Source organism: Actinoplanes couchii, from assembly GCF_016862075.1.
Classification (GTDB): Bacteria; Actinomycetota; Actinomycetes; order Mycobacteriales; family Micromonosporaceae; genus Actinoplanes; species Actinoplanes couchii.
In genome coordinates this window covers 1-20,555 of the sequence record NZ_BOMG01000014.1, presented here as the reverse complement: position 1 = coordinate 20,555, position 20,555 = coordinate 1, and the positions used below count along the sequence as shown (strand labels likewise).

Here is a 20,555-nt window from a genome sequence, read left to right as displayed (position 1 = left end):
CCTCGTTAGTCAGGGGTGCAGCCGTGATCAGTCACGGATCCCGAACCGGAACGGAAGTGCATGACCGAGCCGATCGCCCACCTGATACGCCGGGCCACCTTCGGTGCGACACCGGCAGTCCTCGACGAGGCCCACCGCCTGGGGTTCACCGGCTGGCTGGACCGGCAGCTCGACCCCGGCCGGATCCGCGACGGTCTCTGTGACGCGGTCCTCGCCCGGTTGCCCCTGGCCGGTGCCACTCCGGCTGCGGTACGAGCGGAGTCGCGCCGGGAGAACTACGAGTCGTTCAAGCAGCTCGGCCGGGCCGCGGTGGCCCGCGCGGTGTGGAGCGAGCGGCAACTGTTCGAGCAGATCGTCGCGTTCTGGTCGAACCACCTGCACGTGACCGCCCCGTCCAGCGGCGTCTGGGAGACCCGCTCCGACTACGACCGTACGGTGATCCGCCGGCACGCGTTCGGGCGGTTCACCGACATGCTGCAGGCCAGTGCCCGGCACCCGGCGATGCTCACCTACCTGGACCAGCGGTCGTCGTGCCGGACCCGCCCGAACGAGAACTACGCCCGCGAGCTGCTGGAACTGCACACCGCCGGGCTGGGGTACCGGGAGGCCGACGTCCGGTCCGCGGCCCGGCTGCTGACCGGGATGACCGTCGGCCGCTCCGGCGGGTACGTCTACGACGCCTCGCTGCACGCCACCGGCCCGGTCGAGATCCTCGGGTTCCGGCACGCCAACCGCTCCACCGACGGTGAGGGCGCCGCGTTCGCCCTGCTCGACCACCTGGCCCGGCATCCACGGACCGCCGAGCGGATCGCCCGCAAACTCTGTGTCCGGTTCGTCGCCGACGAGGCGCCCGGCCCGCTGGTGCGCAGGCTGGCCCGGATCTACCGGCAGAACGACACCGCGATCGTCCCGGTGCTGCGGGCGCTGTTCCGGTCGCCGGAGTTCGCCGCCTCGGCCGGGCAGAAGATCCGTACCCCGTTCGAGGACACCGTCGCCGCGGTCCGGGCGCTCGGACTGGGCCCGGACGCCGGCGGGGTGCGGTCCCTGGACGCGCTCTACAACCACCTGGTGTCGGCCGGGCACGCGCCGTTCCGGTGGAGCGCCCCGAACGGGTACCCGGACACCGCCGGCGCCTGGGCGTCACCGTCGGCGTTCCTGGCCCGCTGCAACCTGCACCTGAACCTGGCGGCCGGCTGGTACCCACGGCAGCTGACCCGGCCGGCGAACCTGCTGCGGCACCTGGTCCCGGAACTGCCGCGGACGTACGGCGATTTGGTCGACGCCCTGGCCACCCGCCTGATCGGGACGCCGCTGCCGGCCGCGCACACCGCCGCGGTGGTCAGCGTCGCCGGGCGGACCCCGCCGAGCCCGCTGGACCGGGCGCTGCCCGGGGCCGCGCCGTACCTGATCGCCCTCGTACTCGACTCGCCGTCCTTCCAGCTGAGGTGATGACATGACTGCTGCCGCCAACCTGTGCTCCCGTCGCGGGCTGCTGGCCGGAGCCGGGGCCGGCGCCCTGCTGGCCGGCACCCGGCTGTCCTTCGCGGCCGGCCGGTACACCGGGGACACCCTGGTCGTGGTGTCGCTGCGGGGCGGTTTCGACGGGCTCACCGCGTTCGCGCCGATCGGCGACCAGGACTACTACCGGGCCCGGCCGGGCATCGCCGTGCCGCGTTCCCGGGTGATCGCCGGCGACGGCATGTTCGGGCTGCACCCGGCGCTGGCGCCGCTGCTGCCGCACTGGCGGGCCGGGCGGCTGGCCGCGGTGCACGCGGTCGGCCAGCAGAACGCGAACCGTTCGCACTTCGCCGCGATGGAGGCGATGGAGAACGCCGCCCCCGGCAGCGCGATCCGCAGCGGCTGGCTGGACCGGATGATCGGCGTGACGGGCGCCGCCGGGCCGCTCTCCGCCGTCTCGATGGGCGACGCGCGCCCGGCCCGGCTGATGGCCGGCCCGGCCAACGACGTGTCGATGCGGGCGGTCGACGACTTCCACCTGGCCGCCGACGGCAAACGGCCGATCGCGGCCGCGCTGCGGGCGATGTACGCCGATCAGCCCGCCGTGCTCGCGGGGCCGGCCCGGGCCGCCGACCGGGCGCTGAACGCCACCGGCCGGATCATCGGCGGCTACCGCCCGGCGAACGGCGCCCGCTACCCGAACACCGACCTGGGTGACGCGCTGCGGGACGTGGCCCGGCTGATCCGGGCCGGGTCCGGGCTGGTCACCGCGGCCGTCGACTGTGGCGACTGGGACATGCACGAGGGCCTCGGAGCGGCGGTCCAGGGCCAGCGGATGTACGACGACCTCGCCGCGCTCGCGGCCGCGCTGGGCGCCTTCGCCACCGACCTGGGCGAGTGGACGATGCGGAACGTGACGGTGCTGACGGTCAGCGAGTTCGGCCGCCGGGTCGCGGAGAACGGCTCCCGGGGCACCGATCACGGCCACGGCAACGCGATGCTGCTGCTCGGCGGCGGGATCCGGGGCGGGCGTGTCTACACCAGGTGGCCCGGTCTCGGCCCGGACGACCTGGCCGACGGCGATCTGGCGGTCACCGCCGACTACCGCTCGGTGATCGGCGAGATCCTGCAACGGCGCTGCGGGGTGGGCGCACTGTCCGAAGTGTTTCCCGGTGGTGTCCAGCCCTCCGATTTCGGTCTCTGCATCGCCCGGTGATCCATTCTCCTTAGCAGAATCACATTGGAGACCGGAAGCGTCATAGGTATTTAATTTCCGCAGGTACGGTCGTTGTCCGGGATCCGGCGCGGCACGCAGAATCGAACCACCTGTTTCGCCAGAGGGATCGGTTTTGACGCGCGCCTGGATTGATCTTCCACTCGATCGGCCGATCAGTGTCGTCGGCGCCGGCGCGAACGACGTCCTGATCCGTGCCGAGTCCGCGCCGCCCGGCGCGCCCGCCGTGGTCAGCCCGGCCGCCGATCTCACCCAGCGCCCGGCAGCCCTGGTCACCGGGCTGCTGTCCGGGCTGGACCGGATCGCCCGTGAACTGTTCCCGGCCTGGCTGCCGGCGGCCGAGCCGATCGAGGACGCCACCGGCGCCGGGATCGTCGCGGTCCGCTCGATCGCCCAGCGCACCGCCCGCGAGACCGGCCAGTACGGCCCGTTCCTGGCCGACCTCGCCGAACGGGCACTACGGTTGCGCTCCTCCTGGACCGACGACGCCGCCGTCCGCTTCGACCGGGGAACCCGGGCCCGGGGACTGGCCCGGGTGATCGCCGCGAGCTACCGGCGGGCCGCCACGGTGCTGCTGCTGCCGGTTCCCGGGCCACCGGCCGAGGTGCCGGAACAGCAGCTGATGACGGCGGCCCACTGGCTCACCGACAACGGGTTCGGCGTCTGGCTGACCGGGACGCCACTGGCCGAGCGTCACCGGTTCGGCCCGGTTCCACCCGGTCCGCCGCCACCCGGCCCGGAGCCGGCCCCGGCCCTCGTCCCGGCGTGTTCTCCCGGCTATCCGCCGATTCCGGGCCGGCCGCATCCGGCGAGCCGGGCCGAGCGGATGCTGGAGGCCGGGCTGGCCGGCCGGGACTGGGCCGCCGGGCGCGCCTGGAACCAGCACCACCAGGTGCACACCCTGGCCAACCCGGTCCGCCTCGATCTGCTCTGGCGGCCCGAACGCCTGATCGTCGAGATCGACGGCGACGAGCATCGCGGCGCGGCCCGGTTCGCCGCCGACCGGCAGCGTGACGTGCTCCTGCAGCTGTCCGGATACGCCGTTCTGCGATTCACCAACGATCAGGTGATCGATCACCGCGACCTCGTCCTGTCCCAGATCCGCACATTTCTCGCCGGCCGACGTGCCGGGCCGCACGAAAGGATTCCTCATGATTGAGGTAAAGCTGTCCGTCCCGGAGCGGGCGCTGCTCTTCATTCTGATGGCACGCAACGCGGAACTGTCGAATCCGCAGATCGAGAAGGAATACGCGCCGGGACTCAAGCTCACCGGCAAGAACCGGGAGAAGTTGCTCGACGCGAAATTGATCGAATGCCGCAAGGGCCCGCGCAACGCCTATTTCTTCACGCTCGCCGACGGTGGCTGGCGCTGGTGCCGCGACGAGCTGCGCAATCGTAAGGTGCCGGCCGGGTCGGGCTCGGCGGGACAGGCCCTCTACGCGATCTTCGCCGGTCTGGACGGGTTCCTGGACCGGACCGGCCAGGGCGTGCCGCAGCTGTTCGGCGGGCTTCCCCTCACCCCGGGTGCCGACACGAACCCCGCCCCGGCCACGAGCACCCGGATCACCGCCGACGAGGTGGTCAAGCGGATCCGCCGGGGTTACCGGACGGTGGCGCCGAGTCCCGGCGCCTGGGCCCGGCTCGCCGACGTGCGCCGCGAGCTGGGCGACCTGGACCGCGCCGAGGTCGACGGCGTGCTGCGGCTGATGGTCCAACTGCCGGGCGTCCGGATCGAGGAGGAGACCAACCAGAAGACCCTGACCGCCGAGGACCGGGCCGCCGCCGTCCGGATCGGCAACAACGAACAGCACCTGCTGTCGATCGAGGACCGATGAGCGAGGCGGCTCTGTACGCGCTCTCCGGTGTCCGGATCACCGTCGCGCCGACCCGCGACGACGTCTGGCGGGAGCCGGAGTTCCATGTCGGCACGCTGAACGGCGACGTCGCCGAGGCCGTGCTGGACGCCATCGACGACGCCCGCCGCAGCGCCGCCGCGAGCCCGGTCGGGGTGGTGATCCAGGGCCGGCGCGGATCCGGCAAGACCCACCTGCTCGGCTGGGTCCGGTCCCGGATCCAGCACAAGGACGGCTACTTCTTCCTGGTCAACCTCCTGGACGGGGCCGACTTCTGGCAGAGTGTCGCCGCCTCCATGCTGGACGGGCTGGCCCGGCGGGTCGACGGCCCGGAGACCCAGCTGCGGATGTTCCTGCGCCGGTTGACGCTGATGATCGGGGTGCCGTTCGCCGCACGGGCGGCCCTGCTCGGTGAGGCGCCGCTGGACCGGTCCGCGGTCACCGCCTTCCTGGGCGCCCTGAACCAGTACGACCCGCAGGTCGCCAGGCGGTGCGCGCGGACCGCACGGGCGCTCGCCATGTTCAGCGCCGGTGACTTCGAGGTGCAGGAGATCGGCAACAACTTCCTGCTGGGCGGCGAGGAGTGCGAGCCCGGCGAACGTGCCCCGTGGGGCCTGCCGTCCGCCGGACACCGCCCGGAACAGGTGGTCGGCGAACTGTCCTGGCTGCTCGCGCTGACCGGCCCGTCGGTGATCGCGGTCGACCAGATCGACGGCCTGCTCGCCCCGCTGGCCAAGGCCATGCACGCCGGGCACGACGCCGAATGGCAGGACTCGATGCTGCTCGACCACGTCGCCAACGGGCTGATGGAACTGCGCGAGACCACCCGCCGAACCCTGACCGTCCTCTCCGTCCAGCACACCACCTGGGAGGTGATCAGGCGATACGCGATCTCCTCGGTTCAGGACCGGTTCGTCGCCCGGCAGAACCTGGGCCACATCCCCAGCCCCGGGGTCGGGCGGGAACTGGTGGCGAAACGGCTGGAACCGCACTACCGGGCCGCGGGCTTCACCCCGCCCTGGCCGACCTGGCCGATCCGGCCGGAGGCGTTCGACGAGGTCACCCAGTTCATGCCCCGGGACCTGCTGCAGACCGTCGTCCAGCACATCGCCGGCTGTGTGGACGACGGCGAGATCCGGGAACTCGCCGAGCTGCGCGCCCCGGCCGAACCGCTCCCCCGGGTGGCCGCCCCGCCGCCGCAGCCGGATCTGGCCATGCTGGACCAGCGGTTCGCCGAGCTCAAGGCGGGGGCCGCGGTGACCGGAATCCTGACCAAGGAGTCCGAGGACAGCCGGCTCCCGGTGCTGCTCGCGGCCGGCCTGGAGTCCTGGATCACCGAACTCGGCGACGAGGGCCGGCACTTCGAACAGGACCCGCCGCCGAGCACCAGACCCGCGCTGCACGCCCGCCTGCGCCGGGTCCTGGACGAGGAGACCGAGGAGCAGGCGCACTGGGGCTTCCGGGGGATCTCGCCGGAGTACCAGGCGACCGCGGTGCTGAACCGGATCCGGTCGTCGTGCACCGAGGCCGGGCTGGTCGCCGGGGTGCCGCTGCGCCGGCTGTTCCTGCTGCGCAACGCGGACTGGCCGGTCAGCCCGAAGAACCGGGAGGCGGTCGCGGCGTTCGAGGCGGCCGGTGGGCGGCGGCTCACCGTGACCGATGATGATCTGCGCACCCTGTGGGCGCTGCACGGGATGACCACCGCGGCCTCCGATGACCTGCGGCAGGCGTGGCTGGTGGCCCGGCAGCCGGCGCACGGCATCGGATTCCTGCGGGCGGCGCTGCCCGCCGCCGTAGTCGCCCCGGCAGCCCCGGCACCAGATCCGGCTCCGGCCCCGGTGTCGGCCCCGGTGTCGGCCCCGCCTCAGGTCCAAGCTCCGATTCCGGCTTCGGCGCTGGCCGCGATCCTGTCGCCCACCCAGATTGCGGCTCCGGCGACGGTTGATCAGCCCCGTGTGCCGCGGTTCGTGCTCGGGGCCTCGGTCACCCGTACCGGAAAAGTGGCGGTTGACCTTGAAGCTCTTCGCAAGCACGTCGCGGTCTTCGCCGGATCCGGATCGGGCAAGACCGTCCTGCTGCGCCGGATCATCGAGGAGTGCGCCCTGCACGGGGTCTCGTCGATCGTGCTGGACCCGAACAACGACCTGGCCCGGCTCGGCGACGCCTGGCCGGAAACGCCCATCTCGGGCTGGTCCCCGGAGGACCCGGACAAGGCCCGCGAGTACGTCGCGAACACCGACGTGGTGGTCTACACGCCGCGCCGGTCCGGTGGCCGCCCGATCAGCTTCCAGCCGCTGCCGGCGTTCCACGAGCTGCGTGACGACCCGGACGAGTTCGAGATGGCGATCGAGGCCGCCCTGGCCACGCTCGCGCCGCGGGCCAAGGTGGAGGGGCGGACCCGAAAAGCCGAGCAGGGCCGGGCGATCCTCAAGGAGGCGCTGGTCCACTACGCCCGCGCGCACCAGCGGACCACCCTGCGCGGGTTCATCGAGACGCTCGACGATCTGCCGCCGTACGCGACGAGTTTCGGCGAACCGGCCACCCGGATCGCCGCCGACCTGGGTCAGGCGCTGACCGCCGCGACGGTGATCGACCCGCTGTTCGGCGGGATCGGCGAGGCGATCGACCCCGGCGAGCTGCTGCGGCCGCGGGACGGTAAGCGGGCCCGGGTCTCGGTGATCAGCATGATCGGGCTGACCGGCGAGGAGCAGCGGCAGAGTTTCGTCAACCAGCTGCAGATGGCGCTCTTCGCCTGGGTGAAACGGAACCCCGCCGGGGACCGGCCGCTGGGCGGGCTGTTCGTGATGGACGAGGCGCAGACCCTGGCGCCGTCCGGGGCGATGACCGCCTGCACCCGCAGCACGCTGTCACTGGCGTCGCAGGCCCGCAAGTACGGGCTCGGCCTGGTGTTCGCCACACAGTCACCGAAGGGGCTGCACAACCAGATCCCGGGCAACGCGTCCACCCAGCTCTTCGGGCTGATGAACGCGCCGGTGCAGATCGAGGCCGCGCGGGAGATGGCCCGGGCCAAGGGTGGTGACGTGCCGGACATCTCACGGCTGCGGACCGGCGAGTTCTACGCGGCCCTGGAGGGGCGCCCGTTCGAGAAGCTGCGGACGCCGCTGTGCCTGAGTTTCCACCCGAAGAGCCCGCCCACCGCCGAGGAGGTGCTGGACCGAGCCCGTCGTTGATCTCCGATCCGGTGCCTCCCCACGGAGGGCGAGGCACCGGGCGTGATGCGACGCTCAGGAGCAGCGCGGCAGGTCACCGACAGCGGCGGTACACCGCCGGGTGCCGCCGTTGTTCATTTTGATCCACTGCCCTTTGGTCACCAGGGTTCCGGCCCAGTAGAAGTTGGTCGAATTGTAGGTGAAGGCATCTACATCGACATACTTGTAGGTGTCGCCGGACTTCATCCGACCCCCATAGATGCCATAGGGCGCAAGATACTGCTGGTCACATTTTTTGATTTCCGGAGTGCCCCCGCCCGTCCAGCGTGCGCACTTGTCGGGTCCTTCGTTCCATTTCAGGGTGATGTGCATGGCGAAACGGCTGTTGTTGTTGACCGCTCCACACGTGACGGTCACGCTGCATCCAGTGGCCTGCGCAGCTGACGGCGCGGCGAGAACCGCCCCGGTGACCGCCATTGCGCTGGCCGCGGCCAGCGAGAAGACCCGGCGCATCAAAGACGAACCCACAAGAACCCCCTTTTGTGATCCCTCGTTTGGATCACCTGCCGGACATGGGCCCGTATCATCGCCCAGGGAATCTGAATATGCAAGATTAAATTGACCGGCATACCACCACGAATATCTGGCGATGACATACGAAGCAAGGGGCCGGATCGGTGGAATTTGACAATTTCACCGATCCGGCCCCTTGCCGGTAGAGCTGCCGTCCTTATCGGGGAACGGTCACCTGGTGCCCGCGGTGCGGCGCTTGGACCACACGTCGAAGGCGACCGCGAGGAGCAGCACCAGGCCCTTGACGAACATGACCGACTCGGTCTGCCAGCCGAGCAGGCCGGCCCCATTGTTGATCACACCCATGATCAGGCCACCGGTGATCGCGCCGACCACCTTGCCGACACCACCCTGGACGGCGGCGCCACCGATGAACGCGGCGGCGATGGCGTCCAGCTCGAAGCTGTTACCGGCGGTCGGACCGGCCAGGTTCAGGCGGCCGGCGAAGATCAGGCCGGCCAGCGAGGCCAGCACACCCATGTTCACGAACAGCCAGAACACCACCGACTTGACCTTGACGCCGGAGAGCGTCGCGGCCTGCAGGTTGCCACCGACGGCGTAGATCTGGCGGCCGAACACGGCCCGGTTGGTGACCAGGGTGTAGCCGACCACCAGGACCGCGAGCAGGATCAGCACCCACGGCAGGTTGCGGAACCGGGCGAGCTGGACGACCAGGAACATCACCAGCAGGGCCGGGACGGCGACCTTGAGACCGAACAGCCAGCCCGGGTCGACGGCCTGGTTGTAGCGGACCCGGGCGGACCGGGTGCGCAGCTGCACGAAAACCATGCCGATCACGACCAGCACGCCGACCACGATGCTGAACAGGTCCGCGCCGCCGAGCGCGTCGCCGAGCCCGACGTTGCCCAGGAAACCGGGGGTGAAGCCGTTGGCCAGGGTGCGGACGTCGTCCGGGAACGGGCCGATGCCCTTGTTGCCCAGGATCTTGTAGGTGATCGCGCGGAACAGCAGCATGCCGGCCAGCGTGACGATGAAGGCGGGGATACCGAAGTACGCCACCCAGTAGCCCTGGAAGGCGCCGATCAGCGCACCGAAGGCCAGGGTGGCCAGCACCGCGATCGGCCAGGGCACGTCCATCTGGACCATCAGGACCGCGGAGAACGCGCCGGAGGCGGCCACCACCGATCCGACCGACAGGTCGATGTGGCCGGCGATGATGATCAGCACCATGCCGATCGCCAGCACCAGGATGTACGAGTACTGGACGATGATGTTGCTGAGGTTCTGCGGGGCGAGCAGGTCGCCCCCGGTGGCCACCGCGAAGGCCACGACGATCAGCGCGAGGGCGATGTAGATGCCGCTCTGCTTCAGGTCGAAGTTGACCTTGCGCGGCGCCTGGCCCTGGGGACCGTTCGGACCCTTGCCGGCCCTGACACCGGCACTGCTTGGTGCGGCCGTCACGGCGCTACCTCCTGTACTTCCTTCGTCATGAGAGTCATCAGGCTCTCCTGCGTGGCCTCGGCACGCGGCACCTCGCCGGTGATCCGGCCGGCCGAGAGGGTGTAGATGCGATCACAGATCCCGAGCAGCTCGGGCAGCTCGGACGAGATGACCAGAACGGCCTTCCCCTCGTCGGCGAGCCGGTTGATGATCGTGTAGATCTCGTACTTCGCGCCCACGTCGATGCCGCGGGTCGGCTCGTCCAGGATCAGCACGTCCGGATCCGTCAGGATCCACTTCGACAGCACGACCTTCTGCTGGTTGCCGCCGGACAGCTTGCCGACGACCGCCTCGACGCTCGGCGCCTTGATGTTCATGCTGCCGCGGAAATCGTTGGCGACCCGGTACTCCTCGTTGCCGTCGACCCAGCCCGCCTTGGCGAGCTTGCCGAGCGCGGCCGCCGAGACGTTGCGCTTGATGTCCTCGATGAGGTTCAGGCCGTACCGCTTGCGGTCCTCGGTCGCGTAGGCGATGCCGTGGTCGATCGCCTCCCGGACACTGCGGGCCTGGATCTCCTTGCCGTCCTTGAACAGCTGGCCGGAGATGTTGATCCCGTACGAGCGGCCGAAGACGCTCATCGCCAGCTCGGTGCGGCCGGCGCCCATCAGCCCGGCCAGCCCGACGATCTCGCCGCGGCGCAGCGTCAGGTTGGCCTTGCGGACCAGCGCCCGGTCCGGCTGGGTCGGGCTGTAGACGGTCCAGTCCACGATCCGCAGCGCTTCTTCGCCGATGGTCGGCGTGTGCTCCGGATAGCGGTGCTCCATGTCCCGGCCGACCATCCCTGAGATGATCTTCTCCTCGGTGAGGTCCGGGGTGTTCTCGGTCCAGATCGTCCGGCCGTCGCGCAGGATGGTGACCCGGTCCGAGATGGCCATCACCTCGTTGAGCTTGTGCGAGATGATCACACAGGTGATGCCCTCGTCACGCAGGCCGCTGAGCAGGCGCAGCAGGTGGGCCGAGTCCTCGTCGTTGAGCGCCGCGGTGGGCTCGTCGAGGATCAGCAGCTTCACCTTCTTGGAGAGCGCTTTCGCGATCTCCACGAGCTGCTGCTTGCCGACGCCGAGCTCGATGACCGGGGTGACACCGCTCTCCGAGAGACCGACCCGGTGCAGCAGCTCGTCGGCGGCGGCGTTCGTCTTGTTCCAGTCGATCCAGCCACGGGTGGCCTGCTCGTTGCCGAGAAAAATGTTCTCCGCGATGGAAAGATTCGATGCGAGCGCCAACTCCTGGTGGATGATGACGATGCCGCGGTGCTCGCTGTCGCGGATGCCGGAGAACTTGCAGGGTTCGCCCTCGAACTCGATGTCCCCTTCGTAGGTGCCGTGCGGGTAGACACCCGACAGCACCTTCATCAGGGTCGACTTGCCGGCCCCGTTCTCCCCGCAGATGGAGTGGATCTCTCCTCTGCGTACTTCCAGGTTGACGTCCTGCAGCGCCTTGACGCCCGGGAACGTCTTGGTGATGCCGCTCATCCGCAGGATCGTGTCGGTCATGCCAACCCTCCTTGGGCCGGTGAGGGCCGCGCCCCGCCCGAGACCAGCCGGGCGGGGCGCGGAACCCGGATTACTTCAGCTGGTCGGCCGTGAAGTAGCCGCTGTCGACCAGTTCCTTCTGGTAGTTCTCCTTGGTCACCACGAGCGACTCCAGGAGCTGGGACGGGACGACCTTCACACCGTTGTCGTAGTCCTTGGTGTTGTTGGTCGCCGGGGTCTGGCCCTTGAGGACCGCGTCCGCCATCTCACCGGTGGTCTTCGCCAGCTGGCGGGTGTCCTTGTAGATGGTGGAGTACTGCTCACCCTTGATGATCGACTTGACCGACGCCAGCTCGGCGTCCTGGCCGGTGACGATCGGGTACGCGCCGCCGGTGCCGTAGCCGCCCGACTTCAGGGCGGAGAGGATGCCGATGGAGATGCCGTCGTAGGGCGAGAGAACGCCGTCGACCTTGGCGCCACCCTTGTAGGTGGAGGTCAGGATGTTCTCCATGCGCTTCTGGGCGGTCTCCGGGTCCCAGCGCAGGGTGGCCACGGTCGCGAAGTCCGTCTGACCGGACTTGACGACGATGGTGCCCTTGTCGATCTGCGGCTTCAGGACGCTCATCGCGCCGTTGAAGAAGAAGGTCGCGTTGTTGTCGTCCGGCGAACCGGCGAACAGCTCGACGTTCAGCGGGCCCTTGGCAGTGCCGTCGGTGCCGTCGGCGTTGAGCACCTTGAGACCGGTCAGCAGCGAGGTGGCCTGCTGCACACCGACCTTGAAGTTGTCGAAGGTGGCGTAGTAGTCCACGTTCGGGCTCTTACGGATCAGGCGGTCGTACGCGATGACCTTGATGCCGGCCTGCGCCGCGTTCTCCAGCTGGCTGGAGATCGCCTCACCGTCGATGGAGGCGATGATCAGCAGCTTGGCGCCCTTGGTGATCTGGCTGTCCAGCTGCTGGGTCTGGGTCGGGATGTTGTCTTCCGCGTACTGCAGGTCGACCTTGTAGCCCAGGCCCTCGAGCTGCGACTTGAGGTTGTCGCCGTCGTGGATCCAGCGCTCCGAGGAGCGGGTGGGCATGGTGATGCCGACCAGAGCGCCGGTGTTGTCGCCACCACCAGCGGCTTCCTTGTCGGCGGTCTTCTCCGCATTGCCACAGGCCGCCATCGTGGCGGTCAGCGCGGCGGCGGTGAAGACCGCCGCGAGCCGGTTGAACTTCACAGTGAATCTCCTCTTTGAGAACGGTGTTACAGGGGGCGAGCCAGGCGGTGGTACGCCTGGTTCCAGCGCACCCGGTCGGAGAAGTCGGCCGGTGTGGTGCGCTCATCGATCATCAGCAATTCGGTCTGGACCATATCCGCGAAATCACGCAGAGTCTCTGCGCCGACCGCTTGAGTCAGCACAGTGTGATGCGGACCACCGGCCATGATCCAACATTCGGCAGAGGTGGAGAGCGAGGGGGCGGGCTTCCACACCGCGCGGGCCACGGGCAGGTTGGGCAGCGGCTCGTCCGGCGGGATCACCTCGATCTCGTTCGCGACCAGCCGGAACCGGTCCCCCATGTCGGCCATGCCCATGACCACCGCCGGGCCGGGGGCCGCGTCGAAGACCAGGCGCACGGGGTCCTCCCGGCCACCGATCCCCAGCGGGTGGATCTCGGCACGCGGCTTCGCAGACGCGATGGACGGGCAGACCTCGAGCATGTGCGCGCCGAGGATCTTAGGCTCGCCCGGACCGAAGTGGTAGGTGTAATCCTCCATGAAAGACGTTCCGCGGCCGGTTCCGGAACCCATCGCCTTCACGGTGGTGACGAGCACCGACGTCTTCCAGTCGCCCTCGCCACCGAAGCCGTAGCCGTCGGCCATCAGGCGCTGCACGGCCAGGCCGGGCAGCTGGCGCAGGCCGCCGAGGTCCTCGAAGTTGGTGGTGAACGCGCCGAAGTCGCCCTCGGTCAGGAACTGCCGCAGGCCGGCCTCGATGCGCGCGGCGTAGCGCAGCGACTCGATCCGGTCGCCGAGCAGGGCGGCGTCGATCTCGAACAGGTCCCGGTACTCGGCGATCAGCTTGTCGATCTCCGCGTCGGCGACCGCGTCGACGACCTCGACCAGGTCGTTGACGCCGTACGTGTTCACCGAGACACCGAAGCGCAACTCGGCCTCGACCTTGTCGCCCTCGGTGACAGCCACGTTGCGCATGTTGTCACCGAATCGCGCCAGCCGCAGTCCGCGTACGTGCTGCACGCCCGTCGCGGCCCGTGCCCAGGAGTCGATCCGGGCGATCACCGCCGGGTCCGCGACGTGCCCGGCGACCACCTTGCGCGGCACGCCGAGACGGGCCTGGATGAAGCCGAACTCCCGGTCGCCGTGGGCGGCCTGGTTCAGGTTCATGAAGTCCATGTCGATCGTCGACCACGGCAGCGACTGGTTGTGCTGGGTGTGCAGGTGCAGCAGCGGCTTGCGCAGCGCGTCCAGGCCACCGATCCACATCTTGGCCGGGGAGAACGTGTGCATCCAGGCGATGATGCCGATGCAGTTCCGGTCGGCGTTGGCCTCGAGCATGATCTGCTTGATCGCGCCCGCGTCGGTGAGCACCGGCTTGGTGACGATCTCGGCGCCGGAGAGGCCCGCGCCGAGGGTCCGCTGGATCTCGGCGGACTGGTCGGCGACCTGCTGGAGGGTCTCCGGGCCGTAGAGATGCTGGCTACCGGTCAGGAACCAGATCTGCGGTTTCATCGGCTTTCCTTCGTTCGATGGTTCAGACGGACTCGATGCCTGCGGCGCCGGGCCCGTGGCGGTTCGGTGCCGGGCGCGTCTGGGCACGGGTCATGACCGACTTGTCGATCTTACGTGCGCGGAAGGCCGCGAAATCGCCCAATAGCAGGGAATGTGCCCCGGATCCGGGCCCACTTGTATAGATGACCATGTGGGTGTACCTCCGGCGGGGCGTGGCCAGGTCAGTGGCGGTGACCACACCCGGCGGGAACAGCCCCAGTGTTATCGCTAACAAAAGAGGTGTCAACGGCTCCCGGCAACAACGAGGTAACGGCCCCTTAACGTGCCGGGCTCGGCGCGCTCTCCCTGATCACGAGCTGCGGCGGGACGACGATCTGCCGGGCCGTGCCCGCCTCGTCGCCCATCTGACCGAGCAGCAGACCCAGGGCGGCGCGGGCCACGTCCCCGAACGCCTGCCGGACGGTGGTCAGCGGCGGGATGAAGTAGGCCGCCTCCGGCACGTCGTCGAACCCGACCAGCGCCACGTCGTGCGGCACCCGCCGGCCCCGCTCGCTCAGCGCCCGCAGGATGCCCAGCGCCAGGTGGTCGTTCGCCGTGAAGATGGCCGTGACCTCGGGCATCCGGGCCAGCATCTGACCGGTGCGGTACCCCTCGGCGGCCGACCAGTCGGCGGACAGCAGCGGCGGCACCTCCCGGCCCGCCTCCTCCAGGGTCTGCCGCCAGCCCTGGATCCGGCCCGCCGAGTCGAACCAGTCGGTCGGCCCGGAGACGTGCCAGACCGTCTCGTGCCCGGAGTCCAGCAGGTGCCGGGTCGCGGCGCGGGCCCCGGCCACCTGATCCACCGTCACCCCCGGGCGGCCGCTGGCCGGGTCGCCGTCGATGAAGACCACCGGCAGGTCCTCCGGGATCTCGGCGAGCGCCTCCACCGCCGACGCGGTGTTCGCGATGACGACCAGGCCGGCCACCCGCTGGTCCAGATGACGCTCGACCACCGCGCCCATCGAGGAGCGGTCCAGCTCCCGGACGCTGCCGACGCTGACCGCGAAACCGGCGTCCGCGGCGGCCTGCTCGAACTCGCTCAGCATGGTGGCCGGCCCGTACAGCGTGCTGTTGCGGGCGACCACGCCGATCAGCTGGGACCGGCCGGTGACCAGCGCACGGGCCGCCCGGTTCGGCCGGTAGCCCAGCTCGGCGATGGCGGCGCGGACCCGGATCCGGGTCTGCTCCTTGACGTTCGGATGGTCGTTGAGCACACGGGAGACGGTCTGGTGCGAGACACCGGCGAGGCGGGCCACGTCGGTCATGGCCGGGCTGCGGCTGATCTTGTCCACTTTGCGTACCTCGCCAGATCCGGTTCGTCGTGTTGCCGAAATGTTATCGATAACATCAGGTTTTCACGAGCCCCGCGCGGACGATGTCCTGCGACACGTACGCTCAGCAGCGATGGAACCACCGTTGATCAACGGTCCGAGTGTGCTCGGCAGCCTAGCGGACGAGGGCTTCACCTCGTTGCGCCGGGCGGCCGCGCCCCGAGCCCAACGCTACGAGATCGGCCGCTCCCTGCGGGAGCGATCGCCCCGCTCCGACATGGCCCACTGGCGCGAGCCGGACCGCCGCCCCGACCCGGTCGCCCAGGTCGTCGCGTCCCACGAGGGCCGCGTCGAACGGCTGATCCCGGTCCGGATCGGCCGCATGATCGCCTCGCCGTACGCGTTCCTGCGCGGCACCGCCGGGCTGATGGCCGACGACTTCGCCTACCTGCCGTGCACCGGCATCACCCCGGTGATCTGCGGCGACGCCCACCTCGGCAACTTCGGCTTCTACGCCTCCCCGGAGCGTGAGCTGGTCTTCGACCTCAACGACTTCGACGAGGCGCACCCCGGCCCGTGGGAGTGGGACCTGCGCCGGCTCGTCGTCAGCGTCTACGTCGCCGGCCGGCACAACGGGTTCCGGGAGAGCGCCTGCGCCGACGCCGTCCAGCACTGCGTCGAGGAGTACCGCGAACAGATCCTGCACCTGGCCGAACAACCACTGCTGCGGCGCTCCTTCGACCAGCTCGACGTCGAGTCGATGCGGTCCGCGGCCAGCCGGGCCAGCTTCCGCGACGAGATCGAACGGGCCGCCCGCCGCGCCCGCCGCCGCACCAGCGACCGGGCCCTGCCCCGGTTCACCGAGCGCCACGACGGGACGATGCGGCTGGTCGAGGAACCGCCGCTGATCACCCGGCTGCCGCACGACGAACGTGACCACCTGGCCGCCGCTCTCGACGGGTACCTGAGCACGCTCAAACCGCACTGGGCGCGGATCCTCGGCGGGTACCGGATCGTCGACATCGCGCACAAGGTCGTCGGTGTCGGGTCGGTCGGGCTCCGGGCGTACGTCGCGCTCTGCGAGGGAAGCAGCCCCGACGACGTGCTGTTCCTGCAGCTCAAGCAGGCCCGCCGCTCGGTCGTGGCGAAACACCAGCACGGCATGCTCGCCTGGCACCGCCACCAGGGGCAGCGGGTGGTGGAGTACCAGCAGGCGCTGCAGACCGTCAGCGACCCGCTGCTCGGCTGGACCACCGTCGGGGACCTGCAGTACTACGTGCGGCAGTTCCGTGACATGAAAGGCGCCATCCTGATCGAGGACATCAACGCGGGCGCGCTCGCCGACTATGCCGGCATCTGCGGATACCTGCTGGCCAAGTCGCACGCGCGGACCAGCGGGGCCTCGATGATCGCCGGGTACGTCGGCGGTTCCGGCAAGCTCGACGAGTCCCTCGCGCGCTTTGCCCGGGCATACGCCGATCAGGTGGAAAAAGATCACGCGGCGCTGGTCGCCGCCGTCCGGCGCGGCGAACTGCCCGCCGAAACACCGGAGGTACGACCGTGAGCGGCACCATCCCCCTCGACTCCCCCGCCCTCGGCGAATTCTGGACCGAACGGCACCTGTGCACGCTCACCACGCTGCGCGCCGACGGATCACCGCACGTGGTGGCGGTCGGGGCCACCCTCGACGTCACCACCGGCATCGCCCGGATCATCACCTCCGGCCACTCGGTGAAGGCCCGCAACGCCGCCCGGACCCCGCGCGTCGCGATCTGCCAGATCGACGGCCCCCGGTGGAGCACCGTCGAAGGCCTCGCGGTGGTCCGCGACGACCCGGCCTCGGTGACCGATGCCGAACAGCGGTACGCCGGGCGGTACCGGACCCCGCGGCCCAACCCCGCCCGGGTCGTGATCGAGGTCCGGGTGACCCGGATCCTCGGCTCCCAGTCGCTGCGCCCGGCATGAGCCTCCTGCTGCCCGGACACGACGTGCCGCTCGGGCGGTGGACCACCGTCCGGCGCCTGCTCCCGCACCGGGACCGGCGCATGATCGGCGCCTGGTGCTTCGTCGACCACTTCGGCCCCGACGACGTCCGCGGGCGCCCCGGCATGCAGGTCCCGCCGCACCCGCACACCGGTCTGCAGACCGTGACATGGCTGGTCGAAGGCCTGATCGAACACCGGGACAGCCTGGGCAGCCACCAGTTCGTCACCCCCGGACAGCTCAACCTGATGACATCCGGGCACGGCATCGCCCACTCCGAGTACACCCCGCCGGACCACCCCGACGGCATGCACGGCCTGCAACTGTGGATCGCCCTGCCGTCCGGCGCCGCCGCCGGACCGGCCCGCTTCGAACACCACGCCGGCCTGCCGTCCTACCGCGACGGCACCGCCACCGTCACCGTCGTCATCGGCTCGCTCGGCCCGCACACCTCACCGGCGGGCGTCCACTCCGCACTGGTCGGCGCCGAGATCCTGCACACCGCACCCACCACCCAGACCATCAACCTGACACCGTCGTACGAGTACGGCCTGGTGGTCATGTCCGGATCCGCCTCGGTCGGCGGTGTCGAGATCGTTCCGGGCGAACTGCTCTACCTGGGTGAGGGAGAGAGCACGCTCGAGCTGACGGTCGACGGTCCGGCCCGCCTGTTCCTGCTGGGCGGCGAACCCTTCGACGAGCCGCTGGTCATGTGGTGGAATTTCGTCGGCCGCAGCCATGAGGACATCGTCGAGGCCCGCACCCAGTGGATGAACGGGCGGGGCGCGTCCCGGTTCGGGTTCGTCGCCGGCTGCGAGGCCGATCCCCTCCCGGCGCCGGAGCTGCCTACGGTACGTCTGAAGCCCCGCGACCGTCACGGCCGGACCCACTGACGTACCGCCTTCGCTCCCGGCTTCCCGTCCTCCCCTGCTTGCACTCCCACCTGCCGTCCTCACGGTTTCCCCTCTTACCACCCCCACTCCTGTCTCTTTTCCTCCCCGCTCCCGTCTCCCCTCCGCCCCTCTCACTGTCCTGCCTTCCCGCTCTCCTCTCTCCCCCTCCTCGTTCCCCTCCCCCTTCCTTTCTCCGGCCATGATTCGTCCGGACTTCGGGTTCGCCCTTTTTGTGCCGGCCGTGATCGGCGTATTCACCGGCGGCGCTTTATTCTTCGGCGACCGATTGCCATGATCACCCGATGACGCCCGCCCGACTCCTCGCGGCGCTGGCCGGCGTCCCCGGCCTGCACCCCCGCGCCGACCAGCGGATACCCCCGGTGATCACCTGGGACGACGGCCCGTCCGGCCACACCGCGGCCGCCGCGCTGACAGCCGCCGGTTTCGACGTCACCGACCCGTTCTGGGGCGGAGCCCTGGTCGACACCCACCACCTGGAACCGTGCGTCTTCCAGCGGGTGCTGCGCCCGGAGACCGCAGCCCTCCTCTACCTGCACGGCACCGAACCGGACACCCCCGAAGGCGACGCCCGGCTTGCCGCAAGGGTTTTCGGCACCGACCTGCCGGCCGAGGGCTACCTCCCCACCACCCGCGAGGACGAGTTGGCCGTCCACCTGCTGGTAGGCGAGATCACCACAGCCACCGACTGCGACTTCGGAGGCGACACCCTGTTCACCCAGATGGGCGAAGCAATCCGCACAACCTTCGGCAACCGAACCGCCCTGTTCGAACTGGCCCGCCAAGCCGTCATCTGACCCACCCTCCACCTCCCCGCCTCCGGCCTCCTCCTGGCCTTCGGCCCTTCCGCCTTCCGCCCCGCCCCTCCGCCTTTCGCCCCGCCTCCCCGCCTTCAACTCTCCGCGGCACCTTCCGCCCTCTGCACCCGCCTCCCCGCCTCCCCGCCTTCCGCTCTTCGCTCTTCGCTCTTCGCTCTTCGCTCTTCGCTCTTCGCTCTTCGCGAGGCCGGATGGTTTCAGGACGGCGGGTGGCTTCCGCTGAACGTGGGTGGTCCCGGTGGGTGGTCCCGGTGGGTGGGACGTTCGTACCGTCACGGTCCTGGATTTGGCGTTGATCGCCGGGCTGAGTCGCACAAAGTCCGTTGACGCCTGGCGGGCGGCAAAGCAAGGTCGAAGGTAGACCAACCCGCACCTTGGTGGAGGAAACCCTTTGACCCTCCTCGATGCCAGTCGCCTCGCCTTGGCCGTCATCGCCCCCGGGCTGGTGGTGGCCGGAGTCCGCTACGTGCCTCGATGGTGCTCGGCAGTAGCCGAGAGACGCCGCCGGAGACAACCACCGGAGCCGACACCGTACGGCCCACCGATCGAACAGTTGGCCGCCGACCTACGCCGATTGCTGCGCCTGCACGGGGAGATGGCGGCATCCGCCCGCAACGGCCATTCCGCCCACCGGGTATGGGCGGTGGAAGCAGCCATCGGCATGTGCGCAGCCGAAGCCGCAACCGCGCTGGAGGTCCCCCACCCCCACCCGACCCGAACCACCCCACTGACAAGAACCGAACTGTCCACCCTGCTGAACGCCTTGAAGGCAGCAGGCTTGGTACTACCAGCCAAAATCACAGGCTTCACCATCGACGACAGAATCTGACCCCACTCAAAACAGGCCCCACGCGCAACCGCCAGCCACCGACCACCAGCCACCGACCACCGGCCACCGGATCCTTCCGCCCACGCGGCCTCGCGCCCCGGTCGTCTGCCCACCACACATTCACGACGGGTCGCTATGCCGCGCGCTCACGAGAAGCCGCCCCGCTTTCGCAAAGGACCGCCCGGGACTCACTCGTGAGGGAGGTGCCGGGCTGGCGGGCGATCGTGAGGGAGGTGCCGGGCTCGCGGGCGATCGCGAGGAGTCGGCTTGGCGGGCATTTACGAGGGCCGTCCTGGCGCGCGATCGCAGGGTGTAGTTCTGGCGGGCGCTCACGAAAGCGTCGCGTACGCGTCGCTGGTCTTCGTGGTCGGCATCTCGGTGTTACGGGGGAAGAAGCGGCGGTGGGAGGGGGATCCCACCGCCGCTCTCCTCCCGGGATGGTGACCAGCGACGGCCTCCTGGATGGACGGGGGTGCCATCCGCAGGCCGGCTCCGGGGGAGGTAGGTCACCGAGACCCGGGAAGTCTCTGAAACACGGTCGACCGAACCAGCCGGCGAGCTGCCGCCGACGCGGGATGGGCACCGCAGGGGGGTGTCGCGGAAAAGGGCGGCACGCACGGGCGGTCCCGGGGCGGGGCAACGCATGACGGCGTCGCGAGACGGGGCAACGCATGCGGGTGTCGTGGGGCGGGGTGACGCGTGCGAGTGTCGCGGGACGGGGCGACGCGTCCGGGTGTCGCGGGACGGGGCGAC

The 20,555-nt window shown here is 69.9% G+C and carries 16 protein-coding genes; 10 read left to right on the top strand and 6 right to left on the bottom strand.

Annotation, left to right across the window (positions count from 1 at the left end; all coding sequences use genetic code 11):
• The first annotated feature begins 60 nt into the window (after positions 1 to 60).
• From Aco03nite_RS03420 to Aco03nite_RS03400, 5 genes are all read left to right on the top strand, one after another.
• Positions 61 to 1,449, top strand: coding sequence for a DUF1800 domain-containing protein (locus Aco03nite_RS03420; RefSeq protein ID WP_203793097.1), 1,389 nt, complete (start codon positions 61 to 63; stop codon positions 1,447 to 1,449).
• Positions 1,450 to 1,453: 4 nt separating this feature from the next.
• Complete coding sequence (locus Aco03nite_RS03415; protein WP_203793096.1) at positions 1,454 to 2,674, top strand: DUF1501 domain-containing protein; 1,221 nt, start codon at positions 1,454 to 1,456, stop codon at positions 2,672 to 2,674.
• A gap of 133 nt (positions 2,675 to 2,807) precedes the next feature.
• Positions 2,808 to 3,851, top strand: a complete 1,044-nt coding sequence (locus tag Aco03nite_RS03410) for an endonuclease domain-containing protein (RefSeq protein ID WP_203793095.1) — start codon at positions 2,808 to 2,810, stop codon at positions 3,849 to 3,851.
• Positions 3,844 to 4,527, top strand: coding sequence for a hypothetical protein (locus Aco03nite_RS03405; protein ID WP_203793094.1), 684 nt, complete (start codon positions 3,844 to 3,846; stop codon positions 4,525 to 4,527). The genes Aco03nite_RS03410 and Aco03nite_RS03405 overlap by 8 nt, the downstream gene beginning before the upstream one ends.
• A complete protein-coding gene (locus Aco03nite_RS03400) occupies positions 4,524 to 7,736 on the top strand; it encodes an ATP-binding protein (protein ID WP_203793093.1) in 3,213 nt (1,070 codons plus the stop codon). Before Aco03nite_RS03405 ends, Aco03nite_RS03400 begins: the two co-directional genes overlap by 4 nt.
• 54 nt (positions 7,737 to 7,790) lie before the next feature.
• Here the strand turns inward: Aco03nite_RS03400 and Aco03nite_RS03395 are convergent, their stop codons facing one another.
• The 6 genes from Aco03nite_RS03395 to Aco03nite_RS03370 all read right to left on the bottom strand — a co-directional run bounded on the left by Aco03nite_RS03395 (position 7,791) and on the right by Aco03nite_RS03370 (position 15,255).
• Complete coding sequence (locus tag Aco03nite_RS03395) at positions 7,791 to 8,228, bottom strand: hypothetical protein (protein WP_203793092.1); 438 nt, start codon at positions 8,226 to 8,228, stop codon at positions 7,791 to 7,793.
• A 231-nt stretch (positions 8,229 to 8,459) separates the two neighbouring features.
• Positions 8,460 to 9,710: a multiple monosaccharide ABC transporter permease gene (gene mmsB / locus Aco03nite_RS03390; protein WP_203793091.1), complete on the bottom strand. Its 1,251-nt coding sequence runs from the start codon at positions 9,708 to 9,710 to the stop codon at positions 8,460 to 8,462.
• The gene (gene mmsA / locus Aco03nite_RS03385) at positions 9,707 to 11,242 is read right to left on the bottom strand and encodes a multiple monosaccharide ABC transporter ATP-binding protein (protein ID WP_203793090.1); all 1,536 of its coding nucleotides are present in this window, start codon (positions 11,240 to 11,242) and stop codon (positions 9,707 to 9,709) included. Before mmsA ends, mmsB begins: the two co-directional genes overlap by 4 nt.
• A 70-nt stretch (positions 11,243 to 11,312) precedes the next feature.
• On the bottom strand, positions 11,313 to 12,440 hold the full coding sequence (chvE, locus tag Aco03nite_RS03380) for a multiple monosaccharide ABC transporter substrate-binding protein (RefSeq protein WP_275415808.1): 1,128 nt from the start codon (positions 12,438 to 12,440) through the stop codon (positions 11,313 to 11,315).
• 26 nt (positions 12,441 to 12,466) lie between these two features.
• Complete coding sequence (gene araA / locus Aco03nite_RS03375) at positions 12,467 to 13,951, bottom strand: L-arabinose isomerase (protein ID WP_203793089.1); 1,485 nt, start codon at positions 13,949 to 13,951, stop codon at positions 12,467 to 12,469.
• Positions 13,952 to 14,268: 317 nt separating this feature from the next.
• Positions 14,269 to 15,255 carry a LacI family DNA-binding transcriptional regulator gene (locus Aco03nite_RS03370; protein WP_203793198.1) on the bottom strand — a complete coding sequence of 329 codons (987 nt, stop codon included), beginning with the start codon at positions 15,253 to 15,255 and terminating at the stop codon, positions 14,269 to 14,271.
• Positions 15,256 to 15,394: 139 nt separating this feature from the next.
• Here Aco03nite_RS03370 and Aco03nite_RS03365 point away from each other — a divergent pair, with 139 nt between their 5' ends.
• The 5 genes from Aco03nite_RS03365 (at position 15,395) to Aco03nite_RS03345 (ending at position 19,802) form a co-directional block, all read left to right on the top strand.
• The gene (locus Aco03nite_RS03365; protein WP_203793088.1) at positions 15,395 to 16,825 is read left to right on the top strand and encodes a DUF2252 domain-containing protein; all 1,431 of its coding nucleotides are present in this window, start codon (positions 15,395 to 15,397) and stop codon (positions 16,823 to 16,825) included.
• Entirely contained in the window at positions 16,822 to 17,226 is a 405-nt protein-coding gene (locus Aco03nite_RS03360; protein WP_203793087.1) for a PPOX class F420-dependent oxidoreductase, read from the top strand. The genes Aco03nite_RS03365 and Aco03nite_RS03360 overlap by 4 nt, the downstream gene beginning before the upstream one ends.
• Positions 17,223 to 18,137, top strand: a complete 915-nt coding sequence (locus Aco03nite_RS03355) for a pirin family protein (RefSeq protein WP_203793086.1) — start codon at positions 17,223 to 17,225, stop codon at positions 18,135 to 18,137. Before Aco03nite_RS03360 ends, Aco03nite_RS03355 begins: the two co-directional genes overlap by 4 nt.
• 302 nt (positions 18,138 to 18,439) lie before the next feature.
• Positions 18,440 to 18,952, top strand: a complete 513-nt coding sequence (locus tag Aco03nite_RS03350; RefSeq protein ID WP_203793085.1) for a hypothetical protein — start codon at positions 18,440 to 18,442, stop codon at positions 18,950 to 18,952.
• 412 nt (positions 18,953 to 19,364) lie between these two features.
• The gene (locus Aco03nite_RS03345; protein ID WP_239144881.1) at positions 19,365 to 19,802 is read left to right on the top strand and encodes a hypothetical protein; all 438 of its coding nucleotides are present in this window, start codon (positions 19,365 to 19,367) and stop codon (positions 19,800 to 19,802) included.
• Positions 19,803 to 20,555: the final 753 nt, after the last annotated feature.

What these genes read in the sequence shown, in the direction of transcription:
- Aco03nite_RS03370 (WP_203793198.1), bottom strand. Translation starts at nt 15,255, where the DNA reads ATGACCGACGTGGCCCGCCTCGCCGGTGTCTCGCACCAGACCGTCTCC.
- Aco03nite_RS03395 (WP_203793092.1), bottom strand. Translation starts at nt 8,228, where the DNA reads ATGCGCCGGGTCTTCTCGCTGGCCGCGGCCAGCGCAATGGCGGTCACC.
- Aco03nite_RS03405 (WP_203793094.1), top strand. Translation starts at nt 3,844, where the DNA reads ATGATTGAGGTAAAGCTGTCCGTCCCGGAGCGGGCGCTGCTCTTCATT.
- mmsA (WP_203793090.1), bottom strand. Translation starts at nt 11,242, where the DNA reads ATGACCGACACGATCCTGCGGATGAGCGGCATCACCAAGACGTTCCCG.
- Aco03nite_RS03415 (WP_203793096.1), top strand. Translation starts at nt 1,454, where the DNA reads ATGACTGCTGCCGCCAACCTGTGCTCCCGTCGCGGGCTGCTGGCCGGA.
- Aco03nite_RS03355 (WP_203793086.1), top strand. Translation starts at nt 17,223, where the DNA reads ATGAGCCTCCTGCTGCCCGGACACGACGTGCCGCTCGGGCGGTGGACC.
- Aco03nite_RS03400 (WP_203793093.1), top strand. Translation starts at nt 4,524, where the DNA reads ATGAGCGAGGCGGCTCTGTACGCGCTCTCCGGTGTCCGGATCACCGTC.
- Aco03nite_RS03420 (WP_203793097.1), top strand. Translation starts at nt 61, where the DNA reads ATGACCGAGCCGATCGCCCACCTGATACGCCGGGCCACCTTCGGTGCG.
- araA (WP_203793089.1), bottom strand. Translation starts at nt 13,951, where the DNA reads ATGAAACCGCAGATCTGGTTCCTGACCGGTAGCCAGCATCTCTACGGC.
- Aco03nite_RS03365 (WP_203793088.1), top strand. Translation starts at nt 15,395, where the DNA reads ATGGAACCACCGTTGATCAACGGTCCGAGTGTGCTCGGCAGCCTAGCG.
- Aco03nite_RS03350 (WP_203793085.1), top strand. Translation starts at nt 18,440, where the DNA reads ATGACGCCCGCCCGACTCCTCGCGGCGCTGGCCGGCGTCCCCGGCCTG.